The 17,657-nt window shown below is 73.7% G+C and carries 11 protein-coding genes; 8 read left to right on the top strand and 3 right to left on the bottom strand.

The window, feature by feature from the left end:
* The first annotated feature begins 329 nt into the window (after positions 1–329).
* Positions 330–1,316 carry an ATP-binding cassette domain-containing protein gene (locus tag ACFXI4_RS34110; RefSeq protein ID WP_384998305.1) on the top strand — a complete coding sequence of 329 codons (987 nt, stop codon included), beginning with the start codon at positions 330–332 and terminating at the stop codon, positions 1,314–1,316.
* Positions 1,313–2,122, top strand: coding sequence for an ABC transporter permease (locus tag ACFXI4_RS34105; protein WP_362726151.1), 810 nt, complete (start codon positions 1,313–1,315; stop codon positions 2,120–2,122). The genes ACFXI4_RS34110 and ACFXI4_RS34105 overlap by 4 nt, the downstream gene beginning before the upstream one ends.
* Here the strand turns inward: ACFXI4_RS34105 and ACFXI4_RS34100 are convergent.
* Positions 2,100–5,240 (bottom strand): ATP-binding protein, encoded by a 3,141-nt coding sequence (locus ACFXI4_RS34100; RefSeq protein ID WP_384998302.1) that lies wholly within the window; start codon positions 5,238–5,240, stop codon positions 2,100–2,102. The two genes, ACFXI4_RS34105 and ACFXI4_RS34100, sit on opposite strands and share 23 nt — an antisense overlap.
* Before the next feature lie 567 nt (positions 5,241–5,807).
* Positions 5,808–6,704, bottom strand: a complete 897-nt coding sequence (locus ACFXI4_RS34095) for a hypothetical protein (RefSeq protein ID WP_384998299.1) — start codon at positions 6,702–6,704, stop codon at positions 5,808–5,810.
* Between the two features lie 178 nt (positions 6,705–6,882).
* Between ACFXI4_RS34095 and ACFXI4_RS34090 the strand changes: the two genes are divergently transcribed.
* The 4 genes from ACFXI4_RS34090 to ACFXI4_RS34075 all read left to right on the top strand — a co-directional run bounded on the left by ACFXI4_RS34090 (position 6,883) and on the right by ACFXI4_RS34075 (position 15,190).
* Positions 6,883–7,350: a hypothetical protein gene (locus ACFXI4_RS34090; RefSeq protein WP_384998296.1), complete on the top strand. Its 468-nt coding sequence runs from the start codon at positions 6,883–6,885 to the stop codon at positions 7,348–7,350.
* Between the two features lie 177 nt (positions 7,351–7,527).
* Positions 7,528–8,172 carry a hypothetical protein gene (locus tag ACFXI4_RS34085; RefSeq protein WP_362727145.1) on the top strand — a complete coding sequence of 215 codons (645 nt, stop codon included), beginning with the start codon at positions 7,528–7,530 and terminating at the stop codon, positions 8,170–8,172.
* Positions 8,173–8,262: 90 nt separating this feature from the next.
* On the top strand, positions 8,263–10,290 hold the full coding sequence (locus ACFXI4_RS34080) for a flotillin family protein (RefSeq protein WP_384998292.1): 2,028 nt from the start codon (positions 8,263–8,265) through the stop codon (positions 10,288–10,290).
* A 112-nt stretch (positions 10,291–10,402) separates the two neighbouring features.
* The gene (locus ACFXI4_RS34075; protein ID WP_384998289.1) at positions 10,403–15,190 is read left to right on the top strand and encodes a DNA repair ATPase; all 4,788 of its coding nucleotides are present in this window, start codon (positions 10,403–10,405) and stop codon (positions 15,188–15,190) included.
* Here the strand turns inward: ACFXI4_RS34075 and ACFXI4_RS34070 are convergent.
* Positions 15,172–16,239 (bottom strand): PucR family transcriptional regulator, encoded by a 1,068-nt coding sequence (locus tag ACFXI4_RS34070; RefSeq protein ID WP_384998286.1) that lies wholly within the window; start codon positions 16,237–16,239, stop codon positions 15,172–15,174. The genes ACFXI4_RS34075 and ACFXI4_RS34070 overlap by 19 nt on opposite strands.
* 291 nt (positions 16,240–16,530) lie before the next feature.
* Here ACFXI4_RS34070 and ACFXI4_RS34065 point away from each other — a divergent pair, with 291 nt between their 5' ends.
* The gene (locus ACFXI4_RS34065; protein ID WP_384998284.1) at positions 16,531–16,806 is read left to right on the top strand and encodes a hypothetical protein; all 276 of its coding nucleotides are present in this window, start codon (positions 16,531–16,533) and stop codon (positions 16,804–16,806) included.
* A gap of 154 nt (positions 16,807–16,960) precedes the next feature.
* Complete coding sequence (locus ACFXI4_RS34060) at positions 16,961–17,167, top strand: hypothetical protein (RefSeq protein WP_384998281.1); 207 nt, start codon at positions 16,961–16,963, stop codon at positions 17,165–17,167.
* Positions 17,168–17,657 lie beyond the last annotated feature (490 nt).

Here is a 17,657-nt window from a genome sequence, read left to right as displayed (position 1 = left end):
ACCTCCGCCGAGCAGGGCCGTCCCCAGGCAGATGAGCACGATGACGGTGGACGACGCCTTCAGACAGCCCCGCCCCGGTCAGCAGGACGACCGGCGCCCAGCGCGCCGCGCCGCCGGCGGCCCGGCTGGAGACGACGGACCCGAGATCGGGCCGGTGGAATCCATGCGGCGGACCTTGGACACCATTCCTATGGGAAAGGTATGGAACCACGCGGTCCGTCTCCCTCGGACGGTCCGCCGGAACCTCCCGCACCGCGCTGAAACCGCCCGCCCAGCGCTGAAACCCGGCTGAAGCCGCGCTGAACCGCCGCGGCCGCAAGCTCTGCGGCATGACGACGACAGACGACGAACTCGCCATCGCGGCGACCGGGTTGCGCAAGGCCTACGGGGACAGGACGGTCCTCGACGGCATCGACCTCCGGGTACCGGCCGGCACGATCTTCTCCCTCCTCGGGCCGAACGGCGCCGGCAAGACCACGGTGGTCAACATCCTGTCCACCCTGATCTCCGCCGACGGCGGCCAGGCCCGGATCGGCGGCCACGACATCGGCGCGCAGGCCCAGTCGGTACGGGCCGCCATCGGGGTCACCGGACAGTTCTCCGCCGTGGACGGCCTGATCACCGGCGAGGAGAACATGCTCCTCATGGCCGACCTGCACCATCTCTCCCGGAGCGAGGGGCGGCGGGTCACCGCCGAACTGCTGGCGCGCTTCGACCTCACCGAGGCCGCGCGGAAGCCCGCGGCCGCCTACTCCGGAGGCATGAAGCGCCGCCTCGACATCGCCATGACCCTGGTCGGCAGCCCGCGGATCATCTTCCTCGACGAGCCGACCACCGGCCTGGACCCGCGTTCCCGCCACACCATGTGGCAGATCATCCGCGAGCTGGTCTCCGGCGGCACCACCGTCTTCCTCACCACCCAGTACCTGGAGGAGGCCGACCAGCTCGCCGACCGCATCGCGGTGCTCAACGGCGGCAGGCTCGTCGCCGAGGGCAGCGCGGAGGAACTCAAGCGGCTCGTCCCCGGCGGTCACGTGCGCCTGCGGTTCTCCGACCCGGGGGCCTACGAGCAGGCGGCCACCGCACTGCGCGAGGCCACCCGGGACGACGAGGCGCTCGCCCTGCAGGTCCCCAGCGGGGGCACCCAGCGCGAACTGCGCGCCATCCTCGACTGGCTCGACGCGGCGGACATCGAGGCCGACGAACTCTCCGTGCACACGCCCGACCTGGACGACGTGTTCTTCGCCCTGACGGGCAACCCCGTGGCCGTCACCGGCCAGGAGACCGCCATCACCGACAAGGAGACCGTCCGATGAGCACCGCACCCCAGCCCCTGCGGGCCAACCCGTTCCGCGACAACCTCACCATGCTGCGGCGCAACCTCCTGCACGCCCGCCGCTACCCCTCCCTCACCCTGAACCTCCTGCTCACCCCGGTCATCCTGCTGCTCCTCTTCGTCTACGTCTTCGGCAACGTGATGAGCGCCGGCATCACCGGCGGCCACGCCGACCGGTCCGACTACGTCGCCTACCTCGTCCCCGGCATCCTCTTCCTGACCGTGGCGATGACCTCCCTGGGCACCGCGGTGTCCGTGTGCACCGACATGACCGAGGGCATCATGGCCCGGTTCCGCACCATGGCGATCTCCCGCGCCTCCGTACTCGTCGGCCATGTGATCGGCAGCGTGATCCAGACGATGGCGGCGCTGGTGGTGGTCCTGGGCATCGGACTGGCGATCGGCTTCCGGCCCGACGCGACGCCGGTCGAGTGGATCGCGGCGGTCGGGCTGATGGCCCTGGTCAGTCTCGCGCTGACCTGGCTCGCGGTCGGCATCGGCCTGATCAGCCCCAACCCCGAGGGGGCCAGCAACATCGGGACGCCGCTGGTCATGCTGCCGTTCCTGTCCAGTGCGTTCGTGCCGGTGGACGCCATGCCGGGCTGGTTCCGCTGGTTCGCCGAGTACCAGCCCTTCTCGCCCTTCATCGAGACCCTGCGCGGTCTGCTGCTGGGCAGCGAGATCGGCACGAAGAACGCCGTGCTGGCCGTGGCCTGGGGCCTGGGGCTGGTGGTGCTGGGCTACCTGTGGTCCAGGGCGCGGTTCACCCGCGAGCCCCGGCAGTGAGCTCGTGCAGCGCCGCGACCCGCAGCTGATCCCGCCCCAGGGCCGCGTACTCCGACCTCGCGTCGGCGTACGCGGCCCGGTCCGCGTGCTCGGCCGCCGCCCGGGAGCGGGCCGTGGACAGCGCGGGGAACTCCCTCACCACCGGCATCCGTTCGGACAGCGCCAGCAGCCGTACGGCCGCCGGATCGCCCAGGGCCAGCCGGGCGTGCCCCAGCGCCAGCACCAGCGTGCCGTGCACCGGCAGTTCCACCGGGGACCCGTCGGCCGGGCCGCCGGCCAGCAGCCGCAGCAGGTACCCCTCCAACTCCGCCGTGAGCGCGGCGACCGGATCCGGCCGGCCGTGCTGCGCGTGCGCGGCCACCGCCGCCGACTGCAACTGCAGGACCCACGAGTCCACGAAGGGATCGTCGGCGAACAGGGCGCCCGCCTCCCGTACCCGCTCCGCGGCCCGGCGCCACAGCCCGAGCCCGACCTCGGTCAGCCCCCGGGCCAGCGCGATCTCCGCCCTGGCCGGCAGCTCGGGGCTGAATATCTGGTCCGACTCCAGCGGCTGGTCCGCGACGGCGAGGCCCAGCCAGTACTCGGCCTCGTCGATCTCGCCCCTGTGCAGACAGGCCAGCACCAGCCCCCAGCGGACGCCGAGGGTGTCCGCCCCGTCGCCGAACGCGTCGAGCGCGGTCAGCGCGGCACACAGATGGTCGTACGCCTCCGCGCCCCGTTCGGACTGCAGGCACAGCTCGCTGACCCGGCCGTGGCTGAGCAGGTGCATGGCCGGGTTGTTCAGCGGGGCGAGCGCGTCGAGCATCCGGCGGGCGCTCTCCAGGGCCCGCTCCGTGTCGTGCCCGGCCGCCCAGACGTAACTGGCGACGGCCGAGGCGATGCCCGCCAGCATCGGCTCGTCGGCCTCGCACAACTCGTTCAGCCGCGCGAACTGCGGCGGCCTCATCTCCGGTACGGCGCACAGGACGACGGCCAGGGCCCGCAGCACGGTGTCCGGCCGGGCGGGCGGCAGCCGTCGCAGGGTCACCAACTGGCGTACGGCGTGCGGACCGTGGCCCATGAAGAGGCTCGCCGCGCACACCGCCGCCGCGCTGCGGGCCGGTTCCACGTCCGCGGGGTCCTCGGGCCGGAAGCGGGAGAGGGGGCCCGCGGTGTCGGTGGCCAGCGAGGCCAGCCGGCCGTAGTGGGAACCGGTGGACCACAGGGAGGACAGGACGGCGGTGACGGCCGCGGTGGTGGGTCCGTCGGCGCGGGCCAGCGCGTGCCGCAGGGCCAGGAGGAGGTTGTCCTGCTCGGTGCGGATACGGCGCCAGGCGGCCCCCGGCCGGTGGCTGAACAGCAGGTCGTGGTGGGCCCGCCCGAAGTCCCGGGCCCAGAGCAGGAACCGGCCGGTCACCGCCTCCTCCTCGCCGGCCTCGGCACGCCGGACGGCACCGAACTCCCGGAGCGTCTCCAGCATGTGGAACCGCACCCCCGAAGGGCTGTCGCCCACCTTGAGCAGGGACTGACCGGCGAGTTGCTCCAGCAGGGCCAGCACGTCCCCGCCTTCCCCGAGCAGGTACCCGGCCGCCTCCTCGGTGAAGCCGCCGGGGAACACCGACAGGGCGCGCAGCGCGGCGCGGCCGTCGGGCTCCAGGAGGTTCCAGCTCCACTCGACCACGGCGTGCAGCGTGCGATGGCGCTCGGGCGCATCGCGGGCACCGCCGCGCAGCAGCGTGAAACGGTCCTGCAGGCGGCGCGCGATGTCGGCCACGGACAGCACCCGCACCCGTGCCGCGGCCAGCTCCACGGCCAGCGGCAGTCCGTCCAGGTGCCGGCAGATCTCGGCGACCCGGTCGGCGGGCAGTTCCACACCCGGCCGGGCGGCGCGCGCCCGCTGCCCGAAGAGCTCGGCCGACGTCGTCGGCGAGAGCTCCGGCAGGGCGTACACGGACTCCGAGGTCAGCCCCAGCGGAGCCCGGCTGGTGACCAGCACCCGCAACTCCCTGGAGCGCGAGACCAGCGCCTGGACGAGACCGGCGGCACCGGCGATCACCTGCTCGCAGTTGTCCAGCACCAGCAGCGCGGGTCCGCCGCCCAGCGCGGCCACGATGCCGCTGACCGCGTCCGCGCCGCCGCCGAACCGGCCGCCCTCCCCGGCGCCGACGGCCGAGGCCACCTCGTCGGCCACGTCGTCGTCGGCGAGGACACCGGCGAGGGTGACGAAGTACACCACGGGCTGCCCGGCCGCACGGCTCACCGCGTGGGAGAGCCGGGTCTTGCCGAGACCGCCGGGACCGACGACGCTGACCACCCGGGACGTCCGCAGCAGCCCGCCCACGGCGGTGACGTCCGCGTCCCGCCCCAGCAGTGGATTCGGTTCGTGCGGCACCCCGTGCCGGACCCTCGGCACGTCCGCCCGCACCAGCTCCTGGTACACGGACCCGAGCCCGGGCCCCGGATCGGTCCCCAGCTCGTCCCGCAGCCTGCGGCGGTAGGCGTCGTACCGGGTCAGCGCCGCGGCCCGCCCGGCCGTCTCGGCCTCGCACCGCAGCAGCTCCGCCAGCACCTGCTCGTCCCGCGGCAGCTCCCGGGCCAGCGCGGCGAGCGGTGCCACGGCCTCGGCGCGCCGCCCCAGCCGGGCCAGCGCGAGCGCCCGGCCCCGGACCAGCGCGCGATACGCCCCGACCCGCCCGGCGCGCAGCGCCACCAGCGGATCGTGCAGGTCCTCACCCGCACCGGCGCCCACGCTCCCGTCCCAGAGCGCCAGCCCGGCCTCGGCCTGCGCCAGGGCGCCTTCGTGGTCCCCGGCCCGGGCGCGCTCGGCACTCGCGGCCTCGCACACCAGCAGCGCGGAACTGTCGACCTGCGTCTCCTCCAGCGCCAGCCGGTATCCCGTCGGTGTGCTCACGACCAGTTCGCCGCCCAGCTGCGACCTGAGCCGCGACACCAGGATCTGCACGGCCTTGCCGGGCCGCTCCGGCAGCTCCTCCGCCCACAGCCCCTCCACCAGCCGGCCGGTGCTGCACCCCCCGCGCAGATCCGTCGCGAGCAGGGCCAGCAGTCCGCGCAGCCGGGGTGCGGTGATCTCCCGTCCGCGGCAGGAGACACGGGGCAGCAGGATCAGCTCGGTGGTCACCCGTGCAGAGTAGCCACCCCCCGGCACCGCCGTACGGAGACGACGGAGTGGTCCGGGCCGCCCGGACGCGACCGCCGGTCGACGCGCCGGTACGACGGTCAGCCCGGCGGCGCCGAGCGCGTCGAGCAGCGAGCCGCCCCCCGGGCCGCGGCACCCGCCCGGCGCTCAGAGCCCGGTCGGGCGAAAACCCCTACGAGAGACCGGAGTTGCGCGGCGCAACCCGCCGCGGCCATGGCCGTGCCGAAAACCCGGAGCGCGCCGGGCACGATGTCCATCTAGTCTCCGAAAAGAGCGCTGAGTGTATTTTCCGGTAGTGCGCTCCACTTGTTCCGAAGAGGAGAAATGAAGGGTTTCCGCAGGATTGCCGTTGCGGTCGCGTTCATGAGCGGTGCCGGCCTCGTGGGTGTCAGCGGCGCCGGCGCGCAGACCGTGACAAGCGCACCGCGGACGCCGGGCTGGATCCCCCCGGCCCGGAGTTCCGCGTGATCACCCGGCGCAGGTCGCGCCGCCCTTGCCGCGGACGGCCGGACGACGTCTAGGACTCGCTGAACCAGGAGCCGATCGGGGTCACTGGAAGGCGTCCCGCCAGGCGGTCCCGCCCGCTGCCCAGGCCGCCAGGGCCGCGATGACCTTGTCCGCGGAGACGGTCCGTGTCCGATAGTGCTCGGCGGGACTGCGATCACGGTGTTCGAGCTGGTAGGTGCCGTCAGGGCGGAGCCACACCTGGGCGTAGCAGTGCGCCTCCGCGGCGCACCGGAGCACGAGGTGACCGTCCCGGGGGAGGTTCAGCACCGCCGCCTCCAGCCGGGCGCCGCGCGGGCAGCCGTGCTCGGGGCGGTGGCCCGGGTGGGCAGCTGGGGCCACGGCTGCGGGATCGTCCCGGGCGGGCTCGGCCGGCGGCAGTCCGCAGGCGTCGACCAGTTCCATGAAGAGGTCTTCCACGAGCGGGTCCGCCCTCTTGGTCAGGACGGCACGAAGTGCTTCACGATCCGCGGTGAACCCGGCCTCGGCCGCCCAGTCCGCTATCCGCTCCACCGTCCCGGGCACCTCCGCGAGCATCCGGCGGACCCTCCTGTCGCCGTCGGTCTCCCCCGGAGGCGCCTCGTCCTGCGAAGACAGCGGCACCGACACCTCGTACTCCGCGGCCATCACCGGATCGAGGAAGGCCGACCAGGCCGCCCCGGACGGAGTGAGACCGCGGACGTAGCAGACATCACTGTCGACGACGCTTGCGATCATGACGGGTGAGCCGGTTGCCGTGACCAGGCGGTGCAGCCACCGGTCGTCGTCGTTCTCCGGAAGCCAGTCGTCGGCCTGCAGCGTCTGCCAGCCCCCGAGGCGTGACCGGCACGGGTGGAACCGACCGGCATGCTCATCGGCACACCACCCCGGGTCGTCGAACACCGGCAGCTCCGCCAACGAAGAACCGCTCCGCGCCAGCACGAAATCGCCCGAGTAGCCCATGCTTCCCCCTTGGAGACTGCCGCGATGCTAGCGATCGGGAAGCCAACCGGCCCGGTGGCCCCCGTGGTTCCGGTCGGGGCCGAGTGGCGGTGACTGGTGGGAAGCTCACGTTCGCCGCGTCCGAAGCCTGTACGGATTCTCCAAGTACCTTTTGGCGCACGCATGTTGGAATTTCTCCATGGCCACTCCCGCTGACGGAACCACCCACCTGAGTCCGGACGAGCCCGAGCGCCGCCTGCGTGCCGAGATCGAGCGGCTGAGAGACGAGGCGACGCACCAGAGGACGCTCGCCCACCGCCGCGCGGAGTTCTGGACCAAGATGGACATCGCCCTCGGTTTCCCCGCGGCCCTGCTCGCCGGCACGGCCGGCACGGCGGGAATGGCCTCGCCGGACGCGCGGGTTCCCGCCGCCTTCGCCGCTCTGGCCTCCGCCGGGTTCGCGGCGGGCGCGGGCTTCATGCGCAGCGACACCCGGCGCCGCGCCAACAAGCGCGCCCGGCACGCCTGGGCCTCCGTCGAGGCCAGGGCCACGGTGGCACTGGCGCGGGAGCAGCTGACCCCCGAGATCCTCGGCACCCTGCTGGAGTGCCGCCAGACCGCACTGGCCGCCTACGACGGCGAGGAGCCCCGGCCGGGAGCACCGTGATCCGCAGCCCTTCGGACCGACGCCTCCGGTATCGGCAATTGTGAGCTGAACCGGGATGTGAAGGGGCCGTCAAGACTTCCGGGATCATGCACTGTGCGGCCGTTGACGCGGTGTCACCCTTGCCCGTGCGGCACACGAAGCGTGGCCGTCGGGGGATCTGCAGAGGCGGCGAGTGCAGTGGGGGACTTCCTGGGGGCGGTCACGGCGTTTCCGACCGTGGTCTTCACCTTCGCGCTCGTCGTGGTGGCGGTCTACTGGCTGCTGGTGCTCCTGGGGGGCGCCCACTTCCACGGGGCGCGCGGAGGACACCACGGCCACGGGCACGGCCACGGCCACGGCGGGGGACGCCATGGCCACGGGGGACTGCAGAAGGTGCTGGGCCTGGGCGGGGTGCCGATCACCGTGGCGGTGTCGCTGGTGGTCGCCTTCGCCTGGTTCAGCGCGCTCAGCGGCCGGGTCGTACTCGGCAGCGGACACGGGGGAGTCCTGCTGCCGGCCGCCCTGGCCGGCGGCTGGGCGGGAGCGAGGGTGCTGGCGTGGCCGCTGCGGCGGCTGATGCCCGCCCCCGCCCCTCCGCCGTCGCGCCGCGACTTCGTCGGCCTCGGTTGCGTGATCCGCACCGGCCGGGTCGGCCCCGACTTCGGACAGGCCGAGGTCCGTGCGGCCGACGGCTCCTGCGCCGTCGTACAGGTCCGGCAGAGCCTCGACGACGCGGCCGGGCCGGGCGGCCTGCTCCGCGCCGGGGCGTCGGCACTCATCTACGACTACGACGACGCGGGCGAATACTTCTGGGTCATGCCCGCCGTGCCGGCCACCGGCTGACGCCACCTCATCTCCGGTCGTCCGTCCGGGCGTCGCGCACGTCCGTCGTTCACTCATCCATCCGCGGCAAGGTCGTCCAAGGGAACAGCCATGTCTGTCGTCACCATCGGAATCGGCGTACTCGTCGCCGTCCTGCTGCTCATCGGTCTGGGCACCCTGCTGCTCTTCGGCCGGCTGTTCCGCAAGGTCGTCCAGGGCGAGGCGCTGATCGTCTCCCGGCCCAAGAGCGTCGACGTCACCTTCACCGGTGCCCTGGTGCTGCCGATGATGCACCGGGCGGAGGTCATGGACATCTCGGTGAAGACCATCGAGATCTCCCGCACCGGGCGGGAGGGCATGATCTGCAAGGACAACATCCGCGCCGACATCCAGATCACGTTCTTCGTCCGGGTCAACAAGACGGTGGAGGACGTCGTCAAGGTGGCCCAGGCGATCGGCACGGAGCGCGCGAGCCATCAGGAGACGCTGCAGAACCTGTTCAGCGCGAAGTTCGCCGAGGCGCTGCGGACGGTGGGCAAGCAGCTCGACTTCGCCGACCTCTACACCAAGCGCGAGGAGTTCAGGGACCGCATCGTCGCGGCCATCGGCACCGACCTGAACGGCTACCACCTCGAGGACGCCGCGATCGACCACCTCGAACAGACCCCGCTGGGCCAGCTCGACGCGTCCAACATCCTGGACGCCCAGGGCATCCGGAAGATCACCGAACTGACGGCGCTGGAGCACATCCGCACCAACGACTTCCAGCGCAACGAGGAGATGGAGATCACCCGCCAGGACGTGGACGCCCGCGAGGCCGTCCTGGAGCTGGAACGGCGGCGCGCGGAGGCGGAGATCAGGCAGCGCAAGGGGATCGAGACCCTGCGTGCCCAGGAGGAGGCGGCCACCGCGCAGGTCCAGGAGGAGGAGCGGCTCAAGGCGCACAGCGCGCTGCTGCGGACCGAGGAACTGCTCGGCGTCCAGCGGGAGAACCAGGTGCGCGAGATCGCGGTCGCCGAGAAGAACCGCGAGCGCGTTCTCGCGGTGGAGAGCGAGCGCATCGAGAAGGACCGCCTGCTGGAGGTCGTCAACCGGGAGCGGGAGGTGGAGCTCGCCAGGGCGGAGAAGGAGAAGCAGGTCGAGGTGGAGCGCCGGAGCGTGGCCGATGTGGTGCGCGAGCGCGTCGCGGTGGACCGCACGGTCGCGGAGCAGGAAGAGGAGATCAAGCGGGTCAGGGTCGTCCAGGAGGCAGAACGCACCCGGCAGACCGTGATCATCGCCGCCGAGGCGGAGGCGCAGGAGCAGCTGGTCAAGGACATCAAGGCGGCCGAGGCGGCCGAGCAGGCCGCGCACCTGCGGGCCAAGGAGCAGCTGGTGCTGGCCGAGGCCGGGCAGAAGCGCGCGGAGCTGGAGGCCGCCGCCAACGTGCGCCGGGCGGAGGGCGAACGCGCCCTGGCCGGGGCGGCCGGCCTGGCCCAGGCCGAGGTCGCGGAGCGGCAGGCCATGGCGGAGGCGGCCGGCGTGCGGGCCCGGCTGGAGGGTGAGGCCGCGGGCCTGAAGGAGAAGGCGGACGCCATCGAGAAGGTCGGGCGCGCCGAGGCCGCGGTCGCGCAGAGCAAGGCGAACGCGGAGGCGGCGGGTATCCGGGAGCGGCTCCTCGGTGAGGCCGCCGGTCTCAAGGAGAAGGCGGCGGCGATGGCCGCGCTGGACGAGGTGTCCCGGGCCCACGAGGAGTTCCGGCTCCGTCTGGCCGCGGACAAGGAGGTCCGGATGGCCGCGCTGGAGGTCCAGAGCAAGGTGGCCGAGGCCCAGGCGGCAGTGCTGGCCGCCGGGCTCGAGAGCGCGGACATCGACATCGTCGGCGGCGACAGCGTGTTCCTGGAGCGGCTGGTCGGCGCGGTGTCCTTCGGCAAGGCGATCGACGGCGCGGTGCAGGGCTCCCAGACGGTGCAGGCCCTCGGGGCGGACTGGCTGAACGGCGAGAAGAGCTTCAGCGGCGACGCCACGGAGGTGCTGCGCTCGCTGGCGGCCGGGGGCCCGTGGAACCTGGCCCTGCTGATGAAGCTGCTGGGCGGCCGGACGGACACCGACACCACTCCGGCCGACCCGGTACGACTCGCCAACGGCACGGCGAAGTAACGCCCCCCGAAGGGGCCGGGGAACTGCGCGACCAGCCGGGACGGCGCCGCGGACGACCGACGGCGCAACGCGGCACTTTCAACGCTCGGGCGAGAGGGAACGGGAAGCAGTCATGGGCGTCGAGGACGGCACCTACCAGATCCTGCGGGCGAGGCTCGCCGACCGCGCCGCGGAACTCGGCCGACGGGCCGCCGAGCTGAACGCCCGCCGGCAGGACGCCTTCGGCTCCCGCCCGCTGCAACTGGCGGGCTCGGCCCGCCCCCGCACCGCCGGCGAGGCCACCGCCCGTGGCGTGGTCGCCGTAGGGCCCGACGTCCTCCTCCTCGGGACCTCGGCGCCCGACCTCGACGCGGGGCTGCTGTCGCTGCACGCGGTGGACGGTTCGGCCCTCGGGGCCGAGAAGGTGCCCGGCCTGCTCGACGACGAACGGTTCCACCGTGACCTGGCCGAACTGCTGCGCTACTACCGCGACGCCCGCCTGACCGATCTGCGGCGTACGGCGTCGGGGCGGCTGCTCGCCGTGTTCCGCACCGGCGGCAACGAGGGCGATCTGCGGGTCCTGAGCTGGCGGTTGAGGGCGGACCGGGTCGAGTACCTGGGCAACCACGGTGAACGCGACCTGCCGCAGCCGCCCGCCTCCGAGCTGCCGTGGACGACGACCGGACGTGAGCACCACGCGGACGGAAGGATCCTGATCGAAGGCGGCGAGAGCGGCGAGAGCGCGGTCTCGGTCGCCACCACCGGCGGCAGCCTCACGGTCCGGGCGCACCCCGGCGACCGGCTGCTGTTCCGGGAAGCGGTCGACGAGCCGCTGCAGAGTCTGGCCGACGCCACGGTCTCCTACGCGGCGACCGGCCCCCTGCTGCTCCTGCGGATCCGCCCCTACAACGAACCGGCGGACCGCTACCTGGTCGTCAACACGCGTACCGGTTCGGTGCGCCGCCAGGACTCCCTCGGCCGCGGCGCCAGGCTGCTGCCGGCCGAACAGGGCCTGATCTTCCCCGGCGGCTACGAACTGGCGGACGGCAGTCACCGGGCCTTCCGCGTCGACGGCGGCGCGGGCGGTGCCGCCGGTGCGGGCACGGGTACGGGCGCCGGTGCGGCGGCCGACGGGTCCGCCGCGGACGAGCTGCGCTTCGACACGGTGCTTCCCTCGCCCAACGGGGAGGACCTGCTCTACGTCCTGCGCCGGCCGGGCCGCGCCCAGGTCCTGCTGCTGCCGTGGAACACCGTCCGCCGCGAGGCAGCGAGCGCCCTGCACGGCGCCGCCTACACCCTGTTGCCGGACGGCACCCTCATCCTCCTGAAACCGGACCACGAGCCGGTGCGCACGCACGAACTCCAGCTGTGGCAGACCCCCTTCCAGTCCGCCGACCATGCCGCCGCACAACAGGTCGGGGACGGCCCGCTGGCACGGATCGGCAACGCCGACCTGGTCGCGGGCATCGCCGACTGCCTCGACGTGGTCCGTGGCGCGACCGCCGCCGCACAGGAGAACCGGACGGCGGCGACCCCGGAGCTGATCCTCGACTCCTGCGCCAAGGCGACGGACCGCCACTACTGGCTGGCCGACACCGGCCTGCTCGCACCCCTGGCCGAACTGCGGGACGCCGCCGCGCAACTGGCCGCAGAGCAGGCCAGGATCCGCCGGCTCGCCCAGCGCGCCGCACAGGCCCTGGACCAGGCGCACGCCGAGGCCGCCGCGCTGGTCCGCCGCTCCCACGGCGAACCGCCCGCCGACGCGGACACCTGGACCGCACTCCTCGCCGAACTGCGCCGGGCCCAGGGCCGTACCCGGACCCTGCGCGACCTGCCACAGCTCGACCTGGCCGCACTGGACCGGGTCGAGGGCGAGCTGGCCGCCGAGCTCGCGGCGGCGACCGAGCGTGCCTTCGCCTTCTTCGCCGGCCCCGACGCCTTCACCGCGCCCCTCGCCGCGGCGCGGCTCGCGGCCGGACAAGCCGCCTCGATCGCCACCGCCGCCGAAGCGGCGCGGCTCGCCGACCGCCTCACCGAACAGGCTGACGCCCTGGCCACCGTCACGGACCTGGTCACCGGCGCGGCCGATGCCGACCCGAGCGCGGGAACGGCCGTACTGCTGGCCGTCGGCGAGGTGCTGGCAGCGGTCAACCGCGCCCGGGCGGTGCTGACCACCCGCCGCCGCGCCCTGCTCGACGCCGAGCACCGCTCCGCGCACGCCGCGGAGTCGGCGCTCCTCGCCCAGGCGACCACCGCCGCCCTGTCCGCCGCCGACACCCCGGCCGTCTGCGACGACCAACTCGCCCGCCTGCTGCTGCGGGTGGACGCGCTGGAGGCCCGCTTCGCCGAGGCCGAGGACCTCGCCGCCGACCTGGCCCTGCGCCGGGAGGAGATCCGGCAGGCGTTCGCGGTCCGCCGCCAGACCCTGCTGGACGAGGCCGCCGCCCGCGCCGACCGGGCCGCCGCCTCCGCCCGGCGCGCCCTGCGGACGCTGAGCCGCAGACTGGCCGGGCTCGGATCCGCGGCCGACATCCACGCCGCCCAGGCCACCGACCCGATGGCGCTGCGCGTCCGCGCCGCCGCCGGGGAACTGCGCGGCCTCGACGACCGGGTACGCGCCCAGGAACTGGAGGACGGCCTGCTCGGGGCCGTCCGCACCGCGCTGCGTGAGCTGCGCGACCGGGCCGACCTGTCCGAGGACGGCGGCGCCACCGTCCGCCTGGGCCGGCACCGCTTCGCCGTCCGCCGCGAGCCGGTGGAACTCACCCTCCAGCCGGACGGCGACGGCCTGGCCTTCGTCGTCACCGGGACCGGCTACCGCCGGCCCGCGGGCGTCCCCGAGCTGCTCGCCGGCCGTGAGTTCTGGACACAGCCCCTGGTGAGCGAGTCACCGACGCTCTACCGCGCCGAGTACCTGGCCGCCGCACTGCTGTCCACGGCCACACCACCGTCCACGGCCGGCGGCACACCGGGTGAAGCGCTGCTCGACCAGGTCCGCCGCGCGGCCGAACGGGGCTACGACGAGGGGTACGAGCGCGGCGTCCACGACCACGACGCCGCCGCCGTCCTCGGCGCGCTGCTGCGGCTGCGAGCCGGTGCCGGCCTGCTGCGGCACCCCGCCGGGGTGCGCGCCACCGCCCAGCTGTTCTGGGCCCATGGCGCATCCGACGTCCAGCGGGCCGCCTGGCGGCGCCGCGCCCGGTCCCTGGCGCTGGCACGAAGCCACTTCGGACCGGGCGCCGCGGCGACCGCCTCCCACGAGCTGGCGGCCGAACTCACCGACGCGGTGTCCGAGTTCACCGCCGCCACCGGACTGCCGCCGGTGACACGGGCGGGCGACTACCTCCAGGAGGAACTCGCCGACCCGCACGGGGGATTCGCCACCGGCATCGCCGCACGCACCCTGCTGGACGGCTTCCGCCACACCGACGCCGCCCCCGTCCTCGCCACGGACCTGGACGCGCTCGGCACCGACCTGCTCGCACGGCACCAACTCGCCTCCGCCTGGCTCGAGTCGTACGCGGCCGTCCACGTGGCGGGCGCCGACGGCGAGGGCGTGCCGGAGGCCGTGGCGCACCTGTGCGCGCCCGATCTGCCGCGTTACGAGATCACCGCCCCCGTCGGCGAGACGGTCGACGGACTCCTCGGCACCCACCCCCGCGTCCGCGACGGGCGGCTGACCGTACGCATCGACGAACTCCCCCACCGGGCACGGGTGTTCCGCGAGGAGCGGGCCCCGGCCTTCCGCGCCTTCCAACGCCGGCGCGCGGACGTGCTGGCCGCCGAGCGGGCCCGGTTGCGCCTGGACGACCACCGCCCCCGCCCGCTCGCCGGCTTCGTCCGCAACCAGCTCATCGACCAGGTCTGTCTCCCCCTCGTCGGCGACAACCTCGCCAAGCAGCTCGGCACGGCCGACACCGCCGGCCCCGCCGACCGCAGCGGCCTGCTGCTGCTCCTGTCCCCGCCCGGCTACGGCAAGACCACCCTGCTGGAGTACGTCGCCGACCGCCTGGGCCTCCTCATGGTCCGCGTCGACGGCCCGGCCCTCGGTACCGGCACCACCTCACTCGATCCCGGCCACGCCCCCGACGCGGCGGCCCGCCGCGAGGTCGAGAAGATCGTGTTCGCCCTGGAAGCGGGCAGCAACGTCCTGCTCCACCTGGACGACATCCAGCACGTCTCCGCCGAACTGCTCGAGAAGTTCATCCCGCTGTGCGACGCGCAACGCCGGGTCGAGGCCGTCAGCGAGGGCGTCGCCCGCAGCTTCGACCTGCGTGGCCGCCGTTTCGCCGTCTGCCTCGCGGGAAACCCCTACACCGCGAACGGACGGCGCTTCCGGATCCCCGACATGCTCGCCAACCGCGCCGACGTCTGGAACCTCGGCGAGGTGCTCTCCGGCCACCGCGACCTGTTCGCCCTCTCCTTCCTGGAGAACGCCCTCGCCGCCAACCCGGTGCTGGCCCCCCTCGCCGGCACCGGACCGGCCGACCTGGGCCTGCTGGTCGCCCTGGCCGACGGCGAACCGGGCGCACAGGCCGACCAGCTCTCCCACCCGGTGCCGGACCTGGACCGGGTGCTGGCCACGCTCACCCGGCTGCGCCGCGTCCAGCGGACCGTGCTGGCCGTCAACAGCGCCTACATCGCCTCCGCCGCCCAGCAGGACACCGACCGCCTCGGACCGCCGTTCCTGCTCCAGGGCTCCTACCGCACCATGGCCCAGCTCGCCGCCCGGATCGACCCCGTCCAGAGCGACAGCGAGGTGGAGGCCCTGCTCGACGACCACTACCTCGCCGAGGCGCGGACCCTCGGCAGCGCCGCCGAGGCGAACCTGCTCGCCCTCGCCCGGCTCCGCGGCCGGGCCACACCCGAACAGGAATCCCGGTGGCGTGCGTTGTGCGCCGCCTACCCGTCCGCCGACTGATCCGGCCATCCCAGCAGCCGCGCACCGAACACCGCCGTCTCCAGGGTGTAGCGCTGCAGCGCGTCATCCGGATCCAGGCCGGTGAGCCGGACGATGTGCGCGATGCGGTACGCGAGCGCGCGCACACTCAGCCCGAGCCGCCGCGCCGCCTCCGCCGCGACGTAGCGCGACTCCGCGTAGGCGGTCAGGGTCTCCAGCAGCAGCTGAGCCCCGCCACGCGCCTTGCGCAACGGACCCAGGACCCCGTGCACCAGCTCCTCCAAGGCCTCCCGGTCCCGCAACAGCACCGGCAGGACCAGCAGATCGGCCGCGTTCAGCAGCTTCCCGTCCAGCCCCAGCTGGGCCGCCTGCTCCAGTGCGTTCCGCGCCTCCTCGTAGGAGTGCACGACACCGCCGGGCCCGCTGTGCGGACGGCCCACCACGACCCGCCGCCCCTGCGTCAGCTCCGCGAACGCCCTGACCGCCGCGGCCTCGCCCGGGCCGGAGGGCACGATGCACACCAGCCGTCCGTGCTTCACGGCGAGCAGGACCTCCTCCTCGCCGAAGCGGCCGAGCAACTGCCGCTCCAGCGCCCGCACCTGGGGATCCTCCAGGTCGTAACCGTCGCCCTCGGCGACCGCGACGACATGCGCACAGGCCAGGTTCAGCCCGAACCGCTCGGCATGTTCGGCGAGCCGCCCCAGATCACTACGGCTGCTCAGCAGGTCCGCGACGAACTCCCGCCGCCCGGCCTCCTCCCGGCGCAGCCGCTCCCGGTAGGCCCGGCCGTGACCCGTGGCGAGCGCGGCCACCGCGGCCCGCAGCGCCACCATCGAGGCGGCGTCCACAGGCTGCCCCTCCCACACCCTGCCGGTGGCGGCAAGCCGCTCGTCCACCAGCTCGGCAAGCCCCCGCCCCGCCTCGGCGGCCCGGTCGCCGTAGTCGCGCAGCGCCTCCAACTCCGCCCGTCGCAGCCGCCGTCCGCTCCTGGCCACGTCCTCCAGCAGCCGCGTCCACGAACCGTCCTCGGCCGCCGCGGACACCCCCGAAACAGCTCTGCCCGTACCCAACTCCCGCTTCCTCCCCCACACCCCGACAGCAACGCGCCAGCGTACGCCGCACCACGGACACACGACACCCGCGGCAGCGTCTTTCGCACGGCCGCGGTGACCCGGCGCAGCGTCCCGGGTGCGCAGGACGGGCGGGGGAGGGGATGCGACGCTGGAGTGAGGGCCCCGCGGGTGGAGGCCCGAGTGCGTCCTCGGCCCGGCGGTCCGAGCGTCGCCGGGCGGCCTCACCGCGTGGATCCGGTCCGCCGCGACCAGGACCGCGCGACCAGCCCGGAAGGCAGGTGCGTTCCCATGCGCACGTCGACCCGTATCGCCGGTGCCCTCACCGGCCTGACCCTCACCCTCGGCGGTGCGGTCCTCGCCGCTCCCGCGGCCCGGGCGGACATCCCCACCTGCACGCGGATGGCCGAACTGGCCGGCGCCGGCGCTTCCGACTCGGTCACGGCGGCCTGCGGCCGTGGCGTGGCCGGAGACCTGCAGGGCTGCGTCACCGGGCTGACCGGGGCCGGAGTGGCGGGCGGCGCCGCGACCGGTGCCTGCCGGGCGGCGGCCCACGAACCGCGTTAGAGGCGTTGGTGGCACGGCCGCATGCCGCTCGGGAGCCCTGCGCCTCGCCTCGCGTGCCTCAGGCGCAGCGTCCATGCTGGATGAGCAGGGCGCCGTCGTCAGACCCGCTCCTTCGCGAAGGCCGGACGCAGGCGCCTGAGAGGAGGAGGACGTCATGCGCGTACGAAGGATCCTGGGCCTCGCCCTGGCCGCGGCGACCCTCGCCGGCGCGAGCGCCGTAGGCGCTGTCGGCGCCGCGGCCGCCTCGTCTCCCGACATCTCCCGGAACGACTGCACGGCCGCCGGCGGACACATCGTCTCGCGCCCTTACGCAGGCGAGGCCTGCGAGCTGCCTGACGGGACCAACCCCGCGATCACCTGACCGGTCATCACGCGGGCGGGCAACCCGGCGAGGCGGAGTGACGACACCCGGTCCACCGCCGGGTCCACGGCCCGCGACCGTTTCGAAGCCGGGCCCGCCTGGGACAGGTCATCCCAAAACCTGTCCGAGCCCAAGATGACGGATCCAGAGGTGGCGTGTCCCGCACCGGCAATCACTTTCCGGCCAGGTCTCGAAGCCTCTGAGCGCGTTGGGCTCTGTCGAATAGTCGTTCTTCTCTACGAGAGGAACCAATGGCAGTGTGTTTCGAACTGATAAGGCGCAGCACCAGGAGGGCCAGCATTCGAGTCTGCAACCGAGTAAACATCCGAGGGGGTACGCGCTTCCGCGTGGTGAGAATCTGACGCGAATTTAGGATGCTCTTCTCTTTGCGGACGTCTGCGTTTTGCCGAGCGGCGGGGAGCGCGACCTCGTCCACCGCTTTCAGTCCTAGCGCGGCAATGCCGGCGGAGAGATTCGGATATTCCTTCTC

Origin of the sequence: Streptomyces sp. NPDC059224 (genome assembly GCF_042754285.1) — a bacterium.
Taxonomy (GTDB): Bacteria; Actinomycetota; Actinomycetes; order Streptomycetales; family Streptomycetaceae; genus Streptomyces.
This window is presented reverse-complemented; position numbering and strand designations above follow the sequence as displayed.